Origin of the sequence: Gardnerella vaginalis, assembly GCF_040427915.1 — a bacterium.
In the GTDB taxonomy this organism is placed as follows: Bacteria; Actinomycetota; Actinomycetes; order Actinomycetales; family Bifidobacteriaceae; genus Bifidobacterium; species Bifidobacterium vaginale_C.
Genome location: NZ_JBETXJ010000002.1, coordinates 748,886 through 764,796, shown reverse-complemented (window position 1 = coordinate 764,796; position 15,911 = coordinate 748,886). Strand labels below are relative to the sequence as shown.

12 protein-coding genes are annotated in these 15,911 nt (G+C 36.0%); 2 read left to right on the top strand and 10 right to left on the bottom strand.

The genetic code is table 11. The features are described from left to right. Nucleotides 1–10: 10 nt before the first annotated feature. Nucleotides 11–754 carry a glutamine amidotransferase gene (locus ABVC65_RS03220; RefSeq protein WP_004123781.1) on the bottom strand — a complete coding sequence of 248 codons (744 nt, stop codon included), beginning with the start codon at nt 752–754 and terminating at the stop codon, nt 11–13. A gap of 275 nt (nt 755–1,029) precedes the next feature. On the opposite strand from ABVC65_RS03220, the gene ABVC65_RS03215 reads away from it, so the two are divergent. Then, nucleotides 1,030–2,016 (top strand): LacI family DNA-binding transcriptional regulator, encoded by a 987-nt coding sequence (locus ABVC65_RS03215; RefSeq protein WP_004120961.1) that lies wholly within the window; start codon nt 1,030–1,032, stop codon nt 2,014–2,016. A 372-nt stretch (nt 2,017–2,388) separates the two neighbouring features. Here the strand turns inward: ABVC65_RS03215 and ABVC65_RS03210 are convergent, their stop codons facing one another. Continuing rightward, nucleotides 2,389–2,847 (bottom strand): Panacea domain-containing protein, encoded by a 459-nt coding sequence (locus ABVC65_RS03210; RefSeq protein ID WP_353582579.1) that lies wholly within the window; start codon nt 2,845–2,847, stop codon nt 2,389–2,391. 47 nt (nt 2,848–2,894) lie between these two features. Here ABVC65_RS03210 and ABVC65_RS03205 point away from each other — a divergent pair, with 47 nt between their 5' ends. Beyond that, on the top strand, nt 2,895–4,028 hold the full coding sequence (locus ABVC65_RS03205) for a RelA/SpoT domain-containing protein (protein ID WP_353582578.1): 1,134 nt from the start codon (nt 2,895–2,897) through the stop codon (nt 4,026–4,028). 204 nt (nt 4,029–4,232) lie between these two features. Here ABVC65_RS03205 and ABVC65_RS03200 read toward each other — a convergent pair whose 3' ends face one another. The 8 genes from ABVC65_RS03200 to ABVC65_RS03165 form a co-directional block, all read right to left on the bottom strand. Next, a complete protein-coding gene (locus ABVC65_RS03200) occupies nt 4,233–5,561 on the bottom strand; it encodes an ABC transporter substrate-binding protein (protein ID WP_353582577.1) in 1,329 nt (442 codons plus the stop codon). Between the two features lie 114 nt (nt 5,562–5,675). Continuing rightward, complete coding sequence (locus ABVC65_RS03195) at nt 5,676–7,811, bottom strand: glycoside hydrolase family 43 protein (protein ID WP_353582576.1); 2,136 nt, start codon at nt 7,809–7,811, stop codon at nt 5,676–5,678. A 24-nt stretch (nt 7,812–7,835) separates the two neighbouring features. Continuing rightward, a complete protein-coding gene (locus ABVC65_RS03190; RefSeq protein WP_004116594.1) occupies nt 7,836–8,636 on the bottom strand; it encodes a carbohydrate ABC transporter permease in 801 nt (266 codons plus the stop codon). 19 nt (nt 8,637–8,655) lie between these two features. After that, nucleotides 8,656–9,639, bottom strand: a complete 984-nt coding sequence (locus ABVC65_RS03185; RefSeq protein WP_353582575.1) for a carbohydrate ABC transporter permease — start codon at nt 9,637–9,639, stop codon at nt 8,656–8,658. 296 nt (nt 9,640–9,935) lie between these two features. Beyond that, a complete protein-coding gene (locus ABVC65_RS03180; protein ID WP_004123800.1) occupies nt 9,936–10,964 on the bottom strand; it encodes a LacI family DNA-binding transcriptional regulator in 1,029 nt (342 codons plus the stop codon). Between the two features lie 572 nt (nt 10,965–11,536). Next, entirely contained in the window at nt 11,537–12,424 is an 888-nt protein-coding gene (locus ABVC65_RS03175; protein WP_353582574.1) for a hypothetical protein, read from the bottom strand. Between the two features lie 171 nt (nt 12,425–12,595). After that, nucleotides 12,596–14,035 (bottom strand): hypothetical protein, encoded by a 1,440-nt coding sequence (locus ABVC65_RS03170; RefSeq protein ID WP_353582573.1) that lies wholly within the window; start codon nt 14,033–14,035, stop codon nt 12,596–12,598. 510 nt (nt 14,036–14,545) lie between these two features. Further along, nucleotides 14,546–15,781, bottom strand: coding sequence for an ROK family transcriptional regulator (locus ABVC65_RS03165; RefSeq protein WP_353582572.1), 1,236 nt, complete (start codon nt 15,779–15,781; stop codon nt 14,546–14,548). Nucleotides 15,782–15,911: the final 130 nt, after the last annotated feature.

Below are 15,911 nucleotides of genomic sequence, written 5' to 3'. Positions count from 1 at the left end.
TTTGCAATTATTAAATTTCTTTAGAAAGCCACTTAACGCAATTAGAAAATAGTTGACCATATCCACTCCATTGCATAAACGCTTCTGGAGCCCAATGAGGAGCTATATCTGATGCAAAAGCAATACTTCTGCCTTTATCTACCTCATTAGCAATGAGCAATGGATCATCATCAACTTTCATGAGAATATTGGAACTTTCTTTAGCTAAAAGCTTTTGATATCCAAGAAGAATTGGAATAGGACTCAAATCACTCACAATTGGATGATTGGATACTATTTTAGGAATTACACCTTGAGGTTTTTCAACTCTATCATCAAATGGACTTATTTCAACAGGAAGCACATCTTCAATAGATGTACCATGATAATGAGCTTTACCTTCAAATCCAGCAAAGGAAAGATATCCACCTGCCATCATCAGTCCATGACCTTCACGAACCCATTTAGCTAATAAATCTAAACGATTTACGCATCTTTTTCCTTCACCAAATACCCTATTAGGTAGTAAAAATGAATTACTTCCTATATCTGAAAGTATCACAACATCGTATTTGTTTAATTCATCCATTGTCCATGGAAAGTTTTCTGGAACATCATGAGCTTTTAGATGTGTAACATCGTGACCGAACTTTCTAAGAGCATCAAGAAATTCCACGCAACCAATTTCTAATTTAGTAGATGTGAATTCATCAAAACCTTTATATTCTGTAGTGGATGAAATCCAAGATTCTCCAGCTAATAAAACTTTTGTCATATAAACAGCTCCTTTGCTTTGAACAAATAAAAACATCTCTACTTTGTAAATCTCACATATTAAGAATGTTCTTATAAAAAATAATAAATCTTTTGCGCAAATAAAACAAACACAAAAAACGCTAAAAATATGGGTTAAAAGGGCTTCATTGCTAGAATATCATGATATTTTTGCGCAAATTTTTCTATTGTAAAAGTTTTTGCGCAATAGTAGCATTAACAGTATTAAATTACTTATTAAACTATTGCTTTTTCAATAAAACTTATGGAGTCTATATGTCAATTGTTCAAGTGGCTAGAAGAGCAAATGTATCTACATCTACCGTATCGAGATATTTGCATGGTACGTTAAACGTAGAAGACTCTACAGCACAAAGAATTGACGAGGCTGCACATTTCTATAAATACACAACTAAAATAAACTCAAAGACAACTTACAAAGCACTGGCGCTTGTTATTCCTGGATTAAATAACCCATTCTATAGTGAACTATGTCAACAACTATCCATGGCAGCAGATGGTTTAGGATATGCATTAAATATTAAAATATCGCAAGGAAATCCAATAAAAGAAAGAAATATTGTTGAATCCATAATTAAAGAGCAAAAGTATATTGGGCTTATATACGCCGGATTAAATAACAATAATATAGCTTTGCGTAAAGTAATACCTTCTGGAATGAATGCCGTTCTAATAGATGAGCAAATGAATGATGAAAAATTATCTAATATATCAACAGTTACTGTTGACAATTACTCTGGAGCGTACCAAGCCGTCTGTTATCTACTTTCCCTAGGACATAAGAGAATAGCCTACGTGTCAGGACCAGAAGGGTTAAGTACAACCTCAGACAGAAAACATGGCTATTTATCCGCTTTATCAAATAGCAAAATATTATACGATGATTCTTTAATATTTTCTGGTCCATATACTGAGGAATTTGGAGAAAGTATATTCCCATACATAGTAAGTAACCCAGATCCACCAACCGCTATCTTCTGTAGCTCAGATATTTCAGCACTAGGATTACTTGGAGCAGCTGAAAGATATGGATTAAAGATACCAGATGATTTATCTGTAATAGGCTGCGATGGCATTCATATTGGCAAATGGGCGCATCCTAGCTTAACAACATTGCAGCAACCATTTGAAGCTATTGCTAAATCTACTTTAGAATTAATAAGTTTTAATGGAGAAACAAAACATATTCAATTACCATTAACGTTAACTATTAGAAATTCTACTTGTAGAATAAAAATTTAGATCATCTGAAATATGCGTTTGTTACAAGCTCTCGTAAAGACAGTAATTCATATTGACGCCCACGAAAATACGGGAAATACCCTCATATACAACGGCTTATTAGACTACAAAACACGCACCACCTCCCCGCGTTTGTTCCCCATCAACGTAAATCCGACTACAAAACCAAGAACACTTCCCCGCGTTTGTTCCCAAAACCACCAAATCCAACCACAAAACCAAGAACACTTCCCCGCATTTGTTCCCAAAACCACCAAATCCAACCACAAAACCAAGAACACTTCCCCGCATTTGTTTACCAAATCGCCACATCCGAAAACAAACGCGGGCAAAAATAAACAAACGCAGGCTAGCGTAATCGACAACACAACTTTAAAACAAAGGATTACGAGTGTAGTACTCTTTCAAAGAATCTTTGGTAATCACTTTAGAGCAAACAGCCGAGTCATCAACACCTTCACGCAAATCACTCCATGGAGCTTCTTTGTGCGTTCTTTCACTCAACTGACTGCCAGTATACGCACCAAATTTATCGCATACCTTCTCAATAATACGCTTTTGATTGTCAGTTAAAATATTGGAATCAGACTGCTCAATATCCGAAAGATTGATCTCGCCTTTACGAATCAAAAACTTACCGCGATGGCGACTAAACAGAGTCGGGGCCACAGGACCATTTCTCCAAGCCTGAAAATTCTCACAAAACAACGGATTTCCAGTAGTGGCTAAACAATAAGCCTGCGAATAATAAGCCAACTTCTGCAACTTCATAGTAGTAACAGTTCCAGTAAGCTCAAGGATATACGCAGCTACATTAAAAATTGTCGTCATACGCACCTCCTCTTTAAACAGCGAATATTTTATAGTATACTATTGTAATGACAATTAGCAGAAGCCAAGCAAATAGAGCAGGAAAAATACTCAAAACTGGCAAAATTTCAGATGAGTATTATGATGCAATATCAATTCTTGACGCATGGCGTAAACAGCATGAAAATCCTGCTAAAATCTTTTTCAAAAAACTTCTTGAGATTACAAATAAATACCCAAACTCAATTGCAACCTATCGTCTTAAACGTAAAGAGTCAATACTTAATAAATTGAATCGCAATAATAATCATTTTAAATTAGGAGAAATAGACGATATAGTAGGGTGCAGAGTGATAGTTGATTCTGTAGACGAAGTATATAAAATCTACAATGAAATTATTGGTCTTAAACAATCAGGATACATAGGTATTAAAACCATAAAGGACTATATAAAAGAGCCTGAATCATCTGGCTATAGATCCTTGCACGTAATAATAAATCAACTCTGCTCTTATGGAGAAGAAAGCAGAACGTATAGGATTGAACTACAAATACGAACTAGGCTACAACATTATTGGTCTACTGCTGTAGAAGCAATGGGAGAAATTGATGGCGTAGAATATAAGAATCCTACTTTGTCTGCATGTGACAATACGCGTCGTATAAAATCCTGCTTAAAATTCTTCAAATTAATATCTGAATTAGTTATTGCAAGAGAATATAAAAACAGCACGTCAAATAAGACTATTGAATCAATAAATGCAGAATTAGAAAAACCTGATTTTAGGGAAATCATTGAAGATCTTACATTAGTACAAGAAAGTATTTCTATTAAAATCCATGGAAGCTTTGACATAAGTGAAAAAAGACTATATTTGCTAGAATTTTCTCGCGAAACACAGGAACTGAGTGTATACTCATACACAATTGATCTAACAGATGAAGCGATAGAAGACTACAACAATAGTGAAAATAATATTAGATATAAGAAAAAATATGGCGTGAATAATGATGATTCACAGAAAAAAGATAAGAATCAAAAAGATTCATCGATCAATAACAGAATTACAGTAAATACAAAAGTCAGAGATATCAATAGGGTTCTTGTGTATGCAAAAAACAATGAACAACTGTACGACGCATATCCTAACTATTCATATGCTATAGGAAAATTCATCGATTTTGTAGGAAATAGAAAATAACACCTATTATGCTTTCTTGAACTATTTTATCTCAGGTACGGCTATACGCACAAATGACAAAATAAAGATTATGCAATGAACAACATATCTTTCAATATGTATATTACCAACTATTTCACATTTATTTTAAAACATGTAAGGCGCCACATTACATATTGATGAAAGCGCCTTACAATTTGAAAATATATAAAATGAAATCAGAATTTACCGACTAACACTCTCACTTACTGTCTGAATTGCTTTCAACGCAGATTCTACAGTAGCGTCTCCTGTATAGATTTTCTGCATTTGCACTGCAATTTCGTCATTAATCTCCTGATAAGCTAACTTGCGAGCAAGTTTTGAACGAGCCTGACCTTCGGTAACAAGATCAATGGAAATCTTAGCTGATTGTGTCGCATCATCTGGAATTTTGACTTTCATGTCTTTATCTACTGGAGCGCCTTGCAAAGTGTTAATCCACTCCTGTTGTCCATCACCAATAGTCATAAACTCAATGAATTTCATTGCAGCTTCCTTCTTTTTGGAGTCTTTGTTAACACACAAACCGAAGTCAACACCAGTAGTAGAACCAGAATTTTTATTTCCTATTGCAGGAAATTCAATCATACCTAATTCATCTTTCTCAATTGCAGTTCCCTTAGTCTCTTCATTTGGTAAAACAGCAGAAACATGCCAAGAACCCGTAGGGAAAAATGCGGTTTTACGAGCATAGAAATAATTATCACGAGCATCTGGATATGTGGATGTTCCTACAGCACCATCTTGGAACAATCCATCAGCGATCATCTTTTTCCAAGCCTTCATGGTTTTAACAAAAGTTTTGTCAGTGAAAGATTTCTTTCCAGCTGCTGCAGAATATACGTCACCCTCTCCATACTGATTTGACAGCCATACAAAAATGTCATCAAGATGCCACCCATCTTTAGCACCAAGAGCAAGAGGCATTAATCCTTTGGATGTAAGAATTTTATTTGCTTCCAACAGTTCATTGTATGAATGAGGAACCTTAACACCATTCTCGTCAAGAAGAGTTTTATTGTATAAAATATACTCAGATCCAGACGTGATTGTAGGCATTGCAACCATTTTTCCGCTCATATTGGTTGTTTGTTCAACAGCTCCTTTAGAAACTTTAGAATCCCATTCTGGCATGTACTTGTTAGCGAGCTTTTTCATATCCGCAGCAAAACGACCATATTGTTCAACAGTAGACCCAGCCTGTACTCCGAATATATCTGGACCATCTCCTCCTGCCATAGCTGTTTGTAGTTTTTTCTGATAATCAGACATTTCAGAGGTACGCCACCACTTGATTTTAATATTCGGATATTTCTTATTAAAAACAGAATAAATTCTCTTCCATTGAGCATCAGTAGGCTGCCATGTCCAAAATGTCAAAGTGATAGGCTTATCAATTGTTCCTAACCCCTCATCAGATTTACTAGCAGAACTTGAACCGCATCCAGCAAAGAGTCCAATTGACATGGCAACTGCTCCTAAAGCTGCAATAATCTTATTCTTTTTAAACATAGTATTCTCCTTGTTTTATTAGCGTCTTTCATCAACGCAATAGTTTTCACTTCTTTGTGATTTCTACTCAACCCTGACAAATTGCCAAGATTATAGTGCAATTTATTCAGTTTTTCACACTCCTTTCTCTACGCGTTCTATGGATTTATCAAATGAAATACCTAATGAGGTACGAGTATATCCAGTGATGGAAGCTTCGCTAAGGGTAATATCTACTACTTTGTTTCCAATAAATGGCAATCGCCAACTATGATTACGCACATGAACAAAAAGCATCCTATCAGAAGCAGCAAGGCGCACAGTCCTCAATACTCGTCCTCTAATATCTCTTCTTGCATCATCTTGCAGGTGCAATCTCAACGGTTCTTCACAGGCTATAATAGATTTTCCATCACGCAACAAATCAATACAATTCACACATACCACTAAGCTGTATTCGCCTATATTAATTATTGACTCCGAGCGATCATTAGTAAGCGCAAAGTCTATTACACAACGGTTACCATTAAGCAAATTGCGTAATCTCATTCGCGATGAAGTAACATTAAACGGTTCCACCTCGTTGCTTGTAAGACGAAAACGATCGACAACATTAATCTCATTCACAATATTGCATAAAGACTTTCCCCATAAATTAACATGATTTACAGCAGAGAAAGACGAAATTGTAGAATCATTATCTTTTACAATTACACCACAAAATCCTTGTTCTGAGCTAATATCACTTATCTTCGCTACATAACGACCATCAAAGCGAGCTTCCAAAATTCCATATTCACGTGATATAACTAGCTCATGCCAATAAGATAAATTTATGTCAGAAGGCAACATAGTATTTATCTGTCTGACTATTCCAGATACACTATCTATCACTTGCAAACAATGCAATCCAACATCAACCAGAACGTAAGTGTAATTATTGTTATCAAAATAACGAGGGATTAAGCCAAATCTAGATCCTAACGGACCATTACCACCCTTCACCCACAAACTAATAGTTAACGTTGAAGAAATAAGAGGAGAAATCGCCAAAAAACCATCACGATCACAAGAAGATATAGAAGGTTGTCCATCAATTTCCAAAACATGTGCAGAACCAGATATGATATTCCAATCCGATGGAATTCCATTAGTAAAATCAGTGCATACATCAGCAGATAAAGGAGCATCACATACGCAATTTGAAGGTCCAGTAGTATCGAGCAATCCCTCTGAATAGTATAGAGGATCTATACGCATAACACGTTTCTCAGTACCATCATGCAATTCATCTGAAGCATCACGGCCATGATAAACCAGCCAATCATCAACCCCATTTGGTGCTTTTACTATAGAGTTATGACCAGTACCTTCAACTTTATCAGAACGTATAATAAGTGGATCAAAATGACCATTATTACATTGCTTTACCCATGAAAGCTTGTCTATGCGCCTATCAGAAGGAACCTTAGGTAATGTAGCAACTGAATACCCAACAAAATAATCTTCATGTTCATAAGCATTGGCAGAATAGGTGATAAAACCTTTGTCTCGGAAAGTAAAGTATGTAGCACCTTCTACCGTATGCCAATCTCTCCCATCTCCAAAACGATTACGAGCAAAAATTTCTTCATCCATTGTAGGTAAAATCAATGGCTTCGGAGATCCTTCTCGCTTGTATGGACTTACCATTCTGTCAATCATCACAGAAGTACCAGGTCGTAAATTAGATAAACCACATGCCTGATTATCCGCATACAGCATATATAACTGATTATCATCTCCAACAACAACCTGTGAATCAATAGCGAATGTATCAAATAGTTCAGCTTTCTTTTCAAATGGACCAAGAGGATTTTTACTTACAGCAACCCGCATAATTTCTGTATGAGTATCATTTTCACACTGTGGCATATTTGAAAAATACATATAAAAAATACCATTAATCAAAATTACAGAAGGTGCCCAAAAATTCTTTCTATTATTTTCTGTGTAACAATAACCATGTGATACCCACCGAACCATGTTTGTAGATGTTGAAACTAAAACACCATTTTTGTCAGTAGCATAGCAATAGTACAAATTACGATATCGAATTACAAATGGATCAGGAGCAGTATGTTTCTCACCATCAGAATACTGAACTGGATTACTATAGTGTTTTTCAGTCAACAACATGTTTAAGCAAAAATCGGAATTGCACTCATTATGTAATGCACTTGAATTCACATTATTGCTAATATCAACGTATCCTACATTTAATGAACTCATCGTATTACTCCTATACATTTTTGCTTAGTTCTTTACTGCTCCAGCAGTAATACCAGACTGAAGCCATTTTTGACTAATCATGTAAACAATTACTGACGGTATTGTCATAAGAATCAATGCAGCATATTCTTGTGAAATCATCTCTGGAGTTTGACTTCTTGTTTCCATAAAATATGTTGATGCCAGAGTGACAGTGTACTTACTTTCATCTCGTATAAGTAACAGAGGAATTAAATACTCATTCCAGCTATATACAAATGTTAGAACTCCAGTAGTAGCGACCATAGGCGTGGAAATTGGTATAAGTATGCGTGAATAAATACTCCAAGTAGAACAACCATCTACTCTCGCGGCTTCAATGATTTCGTTAGGTATACAATCAAAATAATTTTTCCATAGCAAAAGCATTTGCAAAGCATTAAATGCAACAAGTGGAATAATCATACCAATATACGTATTGATCAGTCCAAAAGTTTTTATTGTGAAGAATAATGGCATTGTTACCGAAGCAATTGGAACAGCCATGCAAGCGAGCATTAATATATAAATAACTTTTCTTCCAGTGAATTTCATTTTTGAAAAAGCAAAACCCGCAAGCGATGTTATAAATACAACTATTACGACAGTAGATATAGATATGAGGAATGAATTAAATACTACTTTGAAATAATGTACATTTTCATTAGTTATTACTGACTCGTAACTTTTAAAACCGTTGAAGTTAAGAGATTTAGATATTGCAGTAGCAATTGGAAAAAGCCAAATCAAAAGAAAGAATACAAGTACAACATACATAATAGCGGTCGTGCTTACTTTACGTTTCATTGTAATATCCTTTCCTTAATCATCTGTTAGATCGATCATTAACAACAACTTGAATTATTGATAGAACAACAGAAATAATCAAAATCATTACTCCAATAGATGCAGAGAGACCCCCATTAAACTGTTGAACACCTGTCTTATATAGGTAAGTGTTTAGGAATTCAGTAGAACGGCTAGGACCTCCACCAGTGGTTTGAATAACAATATCAAAAGTTTTAAGAGAACCTACAATGCCTAAAAGAATCAAAGTGTTAGTAGTTCCAGAAAGATTTGGAATAGTTATTCTAAAAAGAGTATTCCAAAAACCACATCCATCGATTTTAGCTGCCTCGTAAATATCATCAGGAATTGACATAAGACCTGCGTAATAAATAATCATTGAAAAGCCCATCCACTCAAATATATTGATAGCGCATATAGAATAAAGTGCTATACGTGGATTACCCAACCAACTTTGCGACAAGAAACCAAGATGTAGAAAACGCAATGCTTCATTAATAGCACCTACATTAGTATCCATAATTATTCGAAAAATAGCAGCAATAATAACAGGAGCCATCGCAATTGGCATAAAGAAAACTGCTTTAAATAAACTAGATCCTCGTAAACGTTCCTTGAGAATAACAGCAAGAAGCAAACCTAGTGCAGCCTGGATGAACACAGTAACTACCATAAATATTATATTGTTTTTTAACGCTATCCAGAAAATAGAATTTGGAACAAGCAACTTAATATAGTTTTTTAAACCAATAAAATCCATCTCCTTTGAAATACCATCCCAGTCAGTGAATGAAGTTGCAATTGTAAAACCTATGCAATAATAGATAAAGAAACCTGAAAGGATAACCAATGGAGCTATGAATAAGTATGGACGAATCTTAGTTTTCCAAGAGCCAATATTATTCCCACTATTTTTCATCATCATTTTAGACAAGTCGTTACGATGAACAGCAGTATCATCTATAGAGCCTTTAGTCGTGCAGTTTTCCATTGCTGACATCATGAGAAACCTCCGTTGGTGTTCAGTAAATTTCTGTATCGTTTCAGATTTATTGAACAAAAACTTGCAATAATTAATGAAAAAGCAATCAATAAGCGCAAAACATCTACAGTAACAAAGTTACTGCTGCAAATATCTTACCCATATCGCTGTTTTCATATCTTGTTTCTGAAACGATTCAGTTTTTATTTACTTATCTTAAGTATAGGATAATTCAAAATTTTGTCAATACATAATAAATAATATTAAAAATGAATTATTGAAATATATAATATAACTCTCTACTACGGATACGCGCGTTAAATACTTGGAGAAGATTTACGACACACAAGACAACAATCAACATCAATACGCTGTCGAGAAAAACGTCCGCCTGATACAACTTGATCTACAATGGATTTAACTGACAATTTAGCAATCTGTTTACGACATGGGTTTACACTTGTCAAAGATGGGATTGTGTACTTTGCCTCATCTATATCATCAAAACCAACCACACGAACACTTTCAGGAATACTCACTCTCATCTCACGCAACTGACTCACTACACCCAATGCTAATAAATCATTCAAAGCAAAAATACCATCTGGCCTTATTCCTTGTGAATACATATCACGCACAGCTTTTGCACCTTCTTCACTAGTCCAATCACCACATTCACGAATCATTAACGGATCAAATGCTATTCCATGATCAGCCAAGGCCATCATATATCCCTTAGTGCGCATTGAACGCGAAGATGGTATAACTTCATCTAGCGTTCCACCCACTACGGCTATAGTACGACATCCTGAATTTATAAGATGATTAGTAGCCTCCATAGCACCAGCATCATTGGCTATTACCACATGCGGAGCTGGGGCATTAAAAATACGCTCACCCAATATCACCAAAGGATAGTTACCTTTAAGCTCATCAACATCAATCGATGTCATACATGTTGGGCTCAGTATTAATCCATCTGTCATATTACGCGACATAGCCTTGATGGAATTAATTTCATGCTCACGATCATTTCCAGTAGATTCGACTATTATTCGATAACCATATTCTCGAGCAGCTTTAATTATTTCCTCAGCCAATTCAGCAAAATATATCTGCGTAAGATCTGGTATTGATAATGAAATCAATCCTGTATGACCACGACGTAAATTACGAGCTTGCTGATTAGCAGAATAGTTCAATTCTTCAATTGCATTCTGAATCTTTTGTTTCGTTGTAGACTTCATAAACGGATAGTCATTAAGATAATTAGAAACTGTGGCCATCGAAACATTAGCAAGTTTAGCAACATCGCGTAAAGTTGATCTGCGTGATTCAGCAGACATAATATATTTCCTTAAATAATCGTTTTATACAATATGAAATTAAAGTTCTGAATGGTTTTAGAAGTAAGTGTAAATCATACCTAAGATTTACAGAATAATCTGAATTTATAATAAACAAAATATAACGTATTAATTTGCTTACACATTACTCAATTAAAGAAAAATGGACATATAAAATTGTTGCATATTAAAGAACTACAATCCAACTACAAAACCAAGAACACTTCCCCGCGTTTGTTTACCAAACCACCAAAAATGGGAACAAACGCGGGCAAAAATAAACAAACGCGGGCTATCAGAATCAACAACGTAAATTTAAGCTATAAATTAAAAGGTGTAATACGTAGAATATAATAGTTTTTCTATATGATAAAGAAAATCACTAAATTTCCAATAATTCTACTGTATTACACTTTACTAATAGCCTTTACTATAAAAGTAATATAATGAAAATTTTAATTTTCATTATATTACTTTTAAATCATTATTCATATCACTCACCTGAACCTCTTTTGATATATTTTCATTCTGCGAACAATTTGATACACTTTGATCCAATTGTTCTTCTGCATCTATTTGCAGTATTTATCTACACGGTCAATTATTTTTTCTAATAAATAGCAGATCTTATCTTTTTTAGTTTTCAATAAATGCATCATTACAGTAGAAAGAACTACAAAGATAAGAATTCTAAAAAATGCAAGCCATCCATCAGATATACAGGTATAAGAACAATTTTCTACAAATTTTCCTAAAAGTTTAGATAACTCCATTGATAAATAAACTAATACTTGCAGCAACAGAACACAAATCCTTAATACAACAAGCGTTTTTTTACCACATTTTATTTTTTTATGAAAGACTTTTTTAAATAGAATATTTAAATTCTTAGGTTCAAGTACAAATGTCACAACAGCTACTGCTAGAACCGCAATCTCCCAGTTGCTATTATCTAATATTGCAAAAAATACAAATAAAGCAATTACGGGGAATATTAATTTTGTATTTTCTTTCAAAAAAATTTGGAAAAATCTGTATATAAGAGAACATGTTATTGCAAAATAAATGGCAGCAACTAATATAGCAATAAAATCCCCAATGATAGGAGTATGTTGGATAGTATCATTCAACATACTCATATACGCAATAGAACATATATACGCACTAAGACTAATTGTAAAGCCACGTATATAACAATCCTTGAATAATAAATTTATAATAAAAGCAGATACCAGCAATAAAATTAATGAAAAAGCCGCACACTTAGAAAGTTCAAAATTATGTGTAAATATTATTAATATGATAAAAGTAGATAAAAGTACAGTAACTATAATACCTAGAACACATATTATTGTTATTATATGATTTTTAAAATAAGCAGTAATTTTCTTAATAATATTCTTATACAAATCATTCTTATTAGACGAATATGAAGTATCGTTTACAGTTTTACTACACATAGGCAACGTCGCCTCGATTCAATAAGTAATTTATTTTAGATATAAAAATGGGGGCTGAGAGAACCCAGCCCCCGAGTGGCTTAGTAAAACTAAACCACTGAAAGTTGCAACTTACTCAGCTCTACTACAGAAGCATACGCTCTTAGTTTAATAAAGCCAAGTAGGTAGTGCTTAGTGACGCATCTTGCGAACAGCAGCACCCATACCAGCAAGCATAGAAGCAGCCAAAGCAGTCAAAGCAACACCAACACCAGCATTACCAAGCTTCTCGCCAGCCTTACCATGACCATTACCGCCCTTAGCAAGCTCACCCTTAGCAGCACCAGCCTTACCAGCAGCAGCACCAGCAGCGGCTGGAGCAGCAGCCTGAGCCTTAGCCTCAGCCTTCTGAACAGCCTTCTGAGCAGCAGCACCGAACTTACCAGCCAAAGCATCAGCATAAATCTTCTGAGCCTGAGCAAGCTGTGGGAAAGCAGGAGACAATGGGTCAATAGCAGTCACAGAAGGAAGCAAAGCAGGATTCACACCAAGCTTGATAGCAGCATTGTAAGCCTCATCATAAGCATCCTTAGCAGCATTGTAAGCAGCCTGAGCAGCCAAATCAGCAGTCTTAGCATCATTGAAATCAGCTAAAGCCTTGTTGAAAGCAGTAGTAGTACGAACTACATGAGCATCAGCACGAGCAACAGCCTCTTTCAAGCTCTTCAACTTAGCAGAATCATTCACGCCAGAAGCCTCAAAATCAGACAAATTCTGAGCAGCAACAGCCTTATCATGCTCAGCAGCATCAAGCTCAGCCTTAGCAGCAGTCAAAGTAGCAGCAGCCTTAGCGTAAGCTTCCTTCTTCTCAGCGAAGTTGTGCTCAGCAGCATCAACATCTACCTTCTTAGCAAGAACATTCTTAATAGCCTCAGTCTTAGAACCTGGCTGAGCTGGGGTAACAGGTGGATTCTGTGGGCCTGGCTGTGGAGCTGGAGCTGGGGTGCACTGAGCCTTAGCAAGAGCAGCCTGAGCTTCCTTCAACTCATTATCAGCATCAGTCTTCTTAGCCTTAGCCTCAAGAAGAGCACCACGCTTTGCAGTAGCGAAAGTCAACTCTGCAGTGCCATCGGCTACAGCATCACCTGCAACAAGAGCATCAGCCACCTTGTAAGTTGCAAGCTTAGGATCAGTTACAGTAGCATTGTAATCTTCGATAGCTTTCTTGCTAGCATCATGAGCCTTCTTAGCCTGAGTAAGAGCTAGAGCTGCTTTATCTTTAGCTTCCTGATCAGTACCACCATCAGCAGTAGTCTTATTCTTAAGAGCAGTCTTTACCTGCTTAAGAGTTTCATTATAATTCTTTACTACAGTCTCTTCAGCTTTAGACTGAGCAACAGCCTTATCATAAGCATCCTGAGCATCTTCAGCATCATAGCCAGCCTTGGTTGCCTTACGCTCAGCATCATGAACAGCCTTCTTAAGCTCAGCGAGCTTAGCAGCATCAGCTGGCTTGCACTCTTCCTTCTTAGGAGCTTGTGGCTCAGCAGCGAATGCTGGGGTGGCCATTGCGAAGCCGGCAAGCAAAGTAGCGCCAGCAGCGAAAGCGGCGATAGCCTTCTTATTCATCATTTTAATTTCCTTTCTTCTTCTCCTCCGTGCTAGGAACACGAAAAAGAATTTGCCTTATGCGGTTTCCCGCGTAGCACCAGTTGAACTAGGGATTCACTGGTTGCTGATTCAAAAGATACAACATGCTTTAACAAAAATCAACCAAAACATTCAGCTTACATTCAGGTTTGTTTTGAAGTTTTTCTGAAAAATCACAATAATATACCCAATAAAACGTAAAAATTACGACTAATCATATTTGAAAACAGAAAAATATCCAAGACACGCCGTATATAGACTTTTTTTAAGATTCTTTCAGGTTTTTTTAAGGTTTGCATTTAATCGGCGTGTCATATACCACACAGCAATAGTTATTGCTATTAAAGTTACACAACAATATCTATTCAGACGCAACTACACAACTACACAACTACGCAACTACAAATAACACAACGCTTATAATAAAAACGAGAAAATTATGATAAAAGCAAGATGACTACGATAAAAGGTATAAAATTATGAATTCTCACTTTATTCATCAATGTTTGATTGCTCAATGTAGTCCAATGGTTTATCAATAAACCTTCGAAGCGCGACTTGTGCTGCTCCAAGCAATGCAGACCTTCCACCAACTTCTGACATTAATACTCTAACATTCACAGCTTCGCTGCATAATACTTCAGAAGTAAGTTCTTTACTAATTCTTTGCGTAAGACCAACACCAAATCGCTGCCAAATGCCACCTAAAATAACCGTATTAATATCCAGTAGATTAACAGCAGACCCAATTACAGATACTAAAGCTTCTACTGCTTTATCGACAGCGCTAACGACTATCTCATCACCAGATTTCCAACGTTCAAGTAAAACATTTACAGCTTCAATTTTTGTTGCATCACACCCACTAGCAATGCGAGCAGTTTCAACCAATGCTCTCCTGCCAGCAAATGCTTCCAAACATCCGCGTCTTCCACACCTACAAATAGGACCATCTAAAGACACAGACACATGACCTATTTCTCCAGCAAAACCATTTTCACCATAAACAACATGCCCATCTCTAACAACAGCACCACCAATACCAATATCTGTTGATATGTAGATAAAAGAATCCGAAGGCTTCATAATGCTATCGTTTTTACGCTGCGTAGCGAAACCAGGAATCTGCGCTATAGCCGCAAGATTAGCTTCATTTGCAGCAAACACATTAAGCCTCTTAACAAGCTCATATTGTCCAAGATTAAGGTTTTTCCATCCTAAATTCGGCGACGCCAACAAGATAGATCCATCAATCACAACACCAGGCAAAGCTAATGCACCGCCGAGTATAACATACCCTAATTCTCTAGCTTTTGTTTCACTATCAAGCACAATATTATTTAAATTATCAAAAACTTCATTAGCGGTGAGCTGATCCATATCACAATCAACCCATTGCTCGTCAATAACATCACCATTTACATCAACAGCAGCAAAACCATAACCATCAGTATTTATTTGTAATCCAAAAGCACAAAAACTTCCAACGCTCACAGCCAGTGACGTACCAGGACGACCATAATGCACAGAAACGCTATCTGCCTCATGAAGAACCTTACTAGATATAAGTATTTGCACAAGCAAAGATATTGTAGCCTTGGTTAAACCAGTTGCGCGAGCCAATTCCGCACGAGTCATAGGCTCTACAGAGCGCAAAATAGTGTCTAAAACAACAGACAAATTATGATTGCGCAAATCATCCTGATTTATACTTCGTAAAGCTGACATGCTACCTCTTTCATTACTTGACAAATTCTAATACGACACATAAATCTAACGCACAAGTAATCAACCTGTAGGCCACAAGACTAATGGAAAATTCTCATAAACCGTGTTAAACTTTATTTTAGTTCATTCA

Coding starts and splice junctions, on each gene's coding strand:
- ABVC65_RS03220 (WP_004123781.1), bottom strand. CDS start 754: ATGACAAAAGTTTTATTAGCTGGAGAATCTTGGATTTCATCCACTACA.
- ABVC65_RS03215 (WP_004120961.1), top strand. CDS start 1,030: ATGTCAATTGTTCAAGTGGCTAGAAGAGCAAATGTATCTACATCTACC.
- ABVC65_RS03210 (WP_353582579.1), bottom strand. CDS start 2,847: ATGACGACAATTTTTAATGTAGCTGCGTATATCCTTGAGCTTACTGGA.
- ABVC65_RS03205 (WP_353582578.1), top strand. CDS start 2,895: ATGACAATTAGCAGAAGCCAAGCAAATAGAGCAGGAAAAATACTCAAA.
- ABVC65_RS03200 (WP_353582577.1), bottom strand. CDS start 5,561: ATGTTTAAAAAGAATAAGATTATTGCAGCTTTAGGAGCAGTTGCCATG.
- ABVC65_RS03195 (WP_353582576.1), bottom strand. CDS start 7,811: ATGAGTTCATTAAATGTAGGATACGTTGATATTAGCAATAATGTGAAT.
- ABVC65_RS03190 (WP_004116594.1), bottom strand. CDS start 8,636: ATGAAACGTAAAGTAAGCACGACCGCTATTATGTATGTTGTACTTGTA.
- ABVC65_RS03185 (WP_353582575.1), bottom strand. CDS start 9,639: ATGATGTCAGCAATGGAAAACTGCACGACTAAAGGCTCTATAGATGAT.
- ABVC65_RS03180 (WP_004123800.1), bottom strand. CDS start 10,964: ATGTCTGCTGAATCACGCAGATCAACTTTACGCGATGTTGCTAAACTT.
- ABVC65_RS03175 (WP_353582574.1), bottom strand. CDS start 12,424: ATGTGTAGTAAAACTGTAAACGATACTTCATATTCGTCTAATAAGAAT.
- ABVC65_RS03170 (WP_353582573.1), bottom strand. CDS start 14,035: ATGATGAATAAGAAGGCTATCGCCGCTTTCGCTGCTGGCGCTACTTTG.
- ABVC65_RS03165 (WP_353582572.1), bottom strand. CDS start 15,781: ATGTCAGCTTTACGAAGTATAAATCAGGATGATTTGCGCAATCATAAT.